The sequence below is a fragment of the Turicibacter sp. HGF1 genome (assembly GCF_000191865.1).
Classification (GTDB): Bacteria; Bacillota_I; Bacilli_A; order MOL361; family Turicibacteraceae; genus Turicibacter; species Turicibacter sanguinis.
Genome location: NZ_AEXQ01000067.1, coordinates 1 through 4,208 on the forward strand (window position 1 = coordinate 1; position 4,208 = coordinate 4,208).

Annotated in this window: 4 protein-coding genes and 1 riboswitch; of the genes, 2 read left to right on the forward strand and 2 right to left on the reverse strand. The window is 33.2% G+C overall.

Annotated elements, in window-relative coordinates; all coding sequences use genetic code 11:
- Window positions 1-8: 8 nt before the first annotated feature.
- Window positions 9-233, reverse strand: a complete 225-nt coding sequence (locus HMPREF9402_RS06470) for a hypothetical protein (RefSeq protein ID WP_009606894.1) — start codon at window positions 231-233, stop codon at window positions 9-11.
- Between the two features lie 403 nt (window positions 234-636).
- Here HMPREF9402_RS06470 and HMPREF9402_RS06475 point away from each other — a divergent pair, with 403 nt between their 5' ends.
- Window positions 637-954: a hypothetical protein gene (locus HMPREF9402_RS06475; protein WP_006783512.1), complete on the forward strand. Its 318-nt coding sequence runs from the start codon at window positions 637-639 to the stop codon at window positions 952-954.
- Window positions 955-997: 43 nt separating this feature from the next.
- Here HMPREF9402_RS06475 and HMPREF9402_RS06480 read toward each other — a convergent pair whose 3' ends face one another.
- Window positions 998-2,989, reverse strand: coding sequence for a transglycosylase domain-containing protein (locus tag HMPREF9402_RS06480; protein ID WP_006783513.1), 1,992 nt, complete (start codon window positions 2,987-2,989; stop codon window positions 998-1,000).
- 235 nt (window positions 2,990-3,224) lie between these two features.
- Window positions 3,225-3,308, forward strand: a riboswitch (cyclic di-GMP riboswitch).
- Between the two features lie 51 nt (window positions 3,309-3,359).
- On the opposite strand from HMPREF9402_RS06480, the gene HMPREF9402_RS06485 reads away from it, so the two are divergent.
- A complete protein-coding gene (locus HMPREF9402_RS06485) occupies window positions 3,360-4,025 on the forward strand; it encodes a prepilin peptidase (protein WP_009606893.1) in 666 nt (221 codons plus the stop codon).
- The last annotated feature ends 183 nt before the right edge of the window (window positions 4,026-4,208 follow it).

Consider the following 4,208-nt stretch of genomic DNA (forward strand, 5'->3'; position numbering starts at 1 on the left):
TACTTTTTTTATTCTTTACTAGAGATACGATTTTTTTCTATTTTTTCTTCTAATTCATCGATATCATCGGCTAAATCTTCATTGTTTTCTTTGACAGTATCAAGAATATCTTCTGTTAGATCGACGGCAGCATCTTCGATAGCTGTGACAACTTTTCCTGTTCCTAAAATGATTCCTTCGGTTATTTGACCAGCTTCAAATTGTATTTTTTCTATTAAATTTTTGTCTTTCATGGGAATCCTCCTGACGTTAAATAAGTTGAATATAGAAGTCCAGATCAGTTTTTTATAGCTAAAGTTAGTATACGCTGAATTAGTTTAAAATATTTAGGCATTACTTGAGATGAACAGGTGAATAGATTATAAATTTTTTTGTTAGCTATTAATTGTGACTTGAAATAGATAAGAAATGTTTTTGTTTTGATATAGGTAATGAAGGCTTGATGGGGAGGAAGGATAAAGAAAGTTAATAAAAATTACTTAAAAAATGTCTAGATTTGCAACGTGTCGCATATGATTTAGTAAAGGTTAAATTATTCAAGTAACAATGGTATTAATCGAGTTTGTGAATGGACTATTTTTTATGTAAAAGTCGTTTTAAGTTAACCATTTAATTGATAAGAAGGGATCTGAGAGCATGCTTAAAACGTTTAATATTAACGAACATTACGAACCTACAGTTATTCCTTATCTACAGTCAAAGAAGAATCAATCTAATTATATTTGTAATTTAATTATTGCTGATATGGAACGTGAAGCGAAAAAGGTAGAGGAAGAGAATATTATTGATTTGATTAGGGCGGTTGTTAGAGAAGAGAATCAACGCTTAAAAGAGGAAATCAATAATATTTCAAAAGATGTGGATAATATTAAAGTGGATTTAAAGACAGAGTTTAAAGTACTTGAAGCAAAAATGCCTTATATTTTAAAAGAATATTTAGAAAACAAAAGATAAAAAGAAGATGTAAGAGTAGAAAGCTACTTTTACATCTTCTTTTTTAGTTTGCGTTATCCACAATAGTTGTTTCTTTTTCATGAGCTGAACATGTCGTTGTTGGGATATTTCCTTTTTCATAATAAAGCGTTACTTTTTTATCGCAGTCATCTGCTGCAAGGTACCCAGATACGGGGTCGATTGAAACTGGAACAACGTTTTTAGGTGTTTCAAACCAAGTCGATCCACTTTCTTTTAATGAGTTTTCCATGACAGATGCCCAAATATTTTTGGCATATCGATTGACTTCAACACCATCGAGTGTCTGACCTTCATCGTATCCAGTCCAAACGGTTGTCACAAGTTCAGGAGTATATCCAATCATCCAAGAATCGGTGTTTGTTGTTCCACTTTTACCAGCATATCGGTGGGTAAGTTCTGGGATAATAGATAGTCCTGTTACGGATAGATGATTGTTTTGATTAATATCAAACATTCCAGTCATCATTTCATTCATGATATACGTTTTGGTTTGATCTAAAACTTGTTCACCTTGAGAGGCTTGATCTTTATACACATAGAAGCCACGTCCATCTGTAATTTCAGTTACAAATTTTCGTTCAACACTTTGTCCGTTATTAGCAAAGATACTATAGGCCTCGGCCATTTCCATAATATTTATTGAACTAACTCCAAGAATAGCGGATGGAATCTGTGGAATTTCTTCTTCGATTCCAAAGCGTTTCACGGTTTCAGACAGGACATCCATTCCTAAAAACATGTGCGTTTTAACTGCAAAGATATTGTCAGATACAGCAATGGCATTAGCCATTGAAATTTCGTCGTAAGCATAGGCACCTGAGTAGTTTCCAGGTGTATAAGTGTTCGCTCCATCATTATAAGTGAAAGATGTAGGTTCATTCATAAAGGTGGTTGAAGGGGTGAATCCGTACTCAAGGGCGGCGTAATAGAGAAATGGCTTCATCATAGAACCGATTTGACGTCGACTATATAACGCTCGATTAAATTGAGAGGTTTCGTAATTGGTTCCACCACTGAGAGCTTTCACATATCCAGTTTGAGGGTCCATAACGATGACGGCTGTTTGAACTCCCTCTTGTTTAATCGTGTCTTCAATAGCATCGTTGACATAAGTTTGAATCTCGCGATCAAGCGTCGTGTAAATATTTAAATGACGATAGGACATCATTTGTCCATCTAGCAGTTTATCCACTTCACTTAAAACAGCATCGACATAATATGGGGCATCATATTCAAGTGCTTCTGGATGTTCCCCAATAATGGTTGCCTCTGTGTTAAGCGCAAGATCGTATTCTTCTTGTGTAATATAGTCTTCAACGAGCATTGATTTTAGCACGATTTGTTTTCTTGACATGGCATTTTCGTAGTTGATGAGTGGAGAGTAGTAGCTAGGACCTTTTGGAATCCCAACTAAAACAGATGCTTCTTCGAGTGTGAGTTCACTCGCATGTTTGTCAAAGTAGAATAAGGCTGCATCTTCAATTCCATAGTTACCATGACCGAAGTTAATTGTATTTAAATAACCTTCTAAAATGGTCTCCTTATCATAGGCAATTTCAAGCTTCAATGCATAAAATGCCTCTTTAATTTTTCTTTCCCATGTTTTATCAAAGTCCGAGAATAAATTACGAGCATACTGCTGGGTAATCGTTGATGCACCTTGAGATTTGCTTCCTGTCGTTATGTTAACTAAAACGGCTTTTGCAATGCGAATTGGATCAAATCCCATATGATTATAAAAATTACGGTCTTCGGTCGCAATAAATCCATCAATCACGTAAGGAGAAATTTCATCGAGTGTAACCCAGTTTTGATTTTTAGGGTATGTTTTTTCTAAAAAGACTTCTCCATCTGAATCATAAAAAGTAATGGTGGTATTGACGTTAATGTCTGGGGCAGGGAGATATTTAAAATATTGATAAACGGTTAGTCCCAGGATTGCCACTAACTCAATTCCCATAATCATTGTTACAACTAAATATTTGGTCTTAAAAAATGTGGATAACTTTTTCACATAACTTCACCTCAGAAGTTAGTCTATCCAGATATTTCTAAAATATTTACAAATTAAGGGATAAAATTATAAAAATGTTATTTAGTTGAAGTTCATGAGTAGAAGGTTAATTAAATAATATTAGGGTTCTAAGAATGAATAGATTGTGTTTTTGATTCAATCGTTGTACTTTTCAAATGAAAATATAAATTTTAAAAAATGTAAAAAATTGATATTATTTAAAAAAAATGATATTATTTTAGTTAGAAATGTTGAAATATGTCCTGTATTTGGGTACCTGGGGCATATGGAGTTATTGGTACAACCGGCTGCCTTTTTTGTGGAGCCGTTTTTTTTATGCTTAAAATTAAGGAGAAAAGGACGGTTAGACATGATCAGTATTATTTTAATTATGAGTCTTTGCCTAGGTCCAATGATAAAAATAGCAGCTACGGGATTAATCGAAGAGCTACCGATGGCAAGCTGGAAGATACATTTTAATCAGAAAGAAATCATAGATAGTTTATTACTTTCTGCATTAATAGGAAGTATAGGAATTTCTCTTTATCAAAAATATGGTTTACAGTTAGACTTTTATAAATATTTATTTTTTACAGTTTTAATGACTTTGATTGGTTTGATTGATTTTAAAACGACTTATGTGTATCGATCAACAACTTTAATTACCGCATTAGGCGGATTATTATTTATCGGGATAGAAAGTTTTAAATCCCAAGCATGGCCAGTAGATGATTTGATGGGTGCATTCATTGGATTTAGTGTGATTGGATTAATTGTAGTTTTAACACGTGGGATGGGCGAAGGCGATATTGAAATTGCAGCATTAGCTGGCTTATATCTTGGAACTCAAGGATCGGTGATTACTTTATTTTTTGGATTTGTTTTAGGTGGTATCGTTGGGGCGATATTATTAAGTTTAAAATCAAAAGGAATGAAGGATGAAATGGCTTTTGGTCCCTATCTGGTCATGGGATCTTTTATTGCGATGTTAATGGGACAAAATATTATAGAATTTTATCTGAATTTAATTTATTAATTTAGGAAAAAAAGGTAAAATATTGAATAAAATGTTATTTTATTGTATAATTGTAGTAATTTTTGACATTTTTGCAACATGTGGAGGAAGGATATGGGGTTAGCTGAAAAAAGACGTCTAGGAGATATATTAGTTCGAGCTGGAAAGATTAATCATTTTCAGTTACAAGAAGCTTTAAAGAAT

Excerpts from the sequence above, each read along its gene's own strand:
- HMPREF9402_RS06470 (WP_009606894.1), bottom strand. The coding sequence starts at position 233 with ATGAAAGACAAAAATTTAATAGAAAAAATACAATTTGAAGCTGGTCAA.
- HMPREF9402_RS06485 (WP_009606893.1), top strand. The coding sequence starts at position 3,360 with ATGATCAGTATTATTTTAATTATGAGTCTTTGCCTAGGTCCAATGATA.
- HMPREF9402_RS06475 (WP_006783512.1), top strand. The coding sequence starts at position 637 with ATGCTTAAAACGTTTAATATTAACGAACATTACGAACCTACAGTTATT.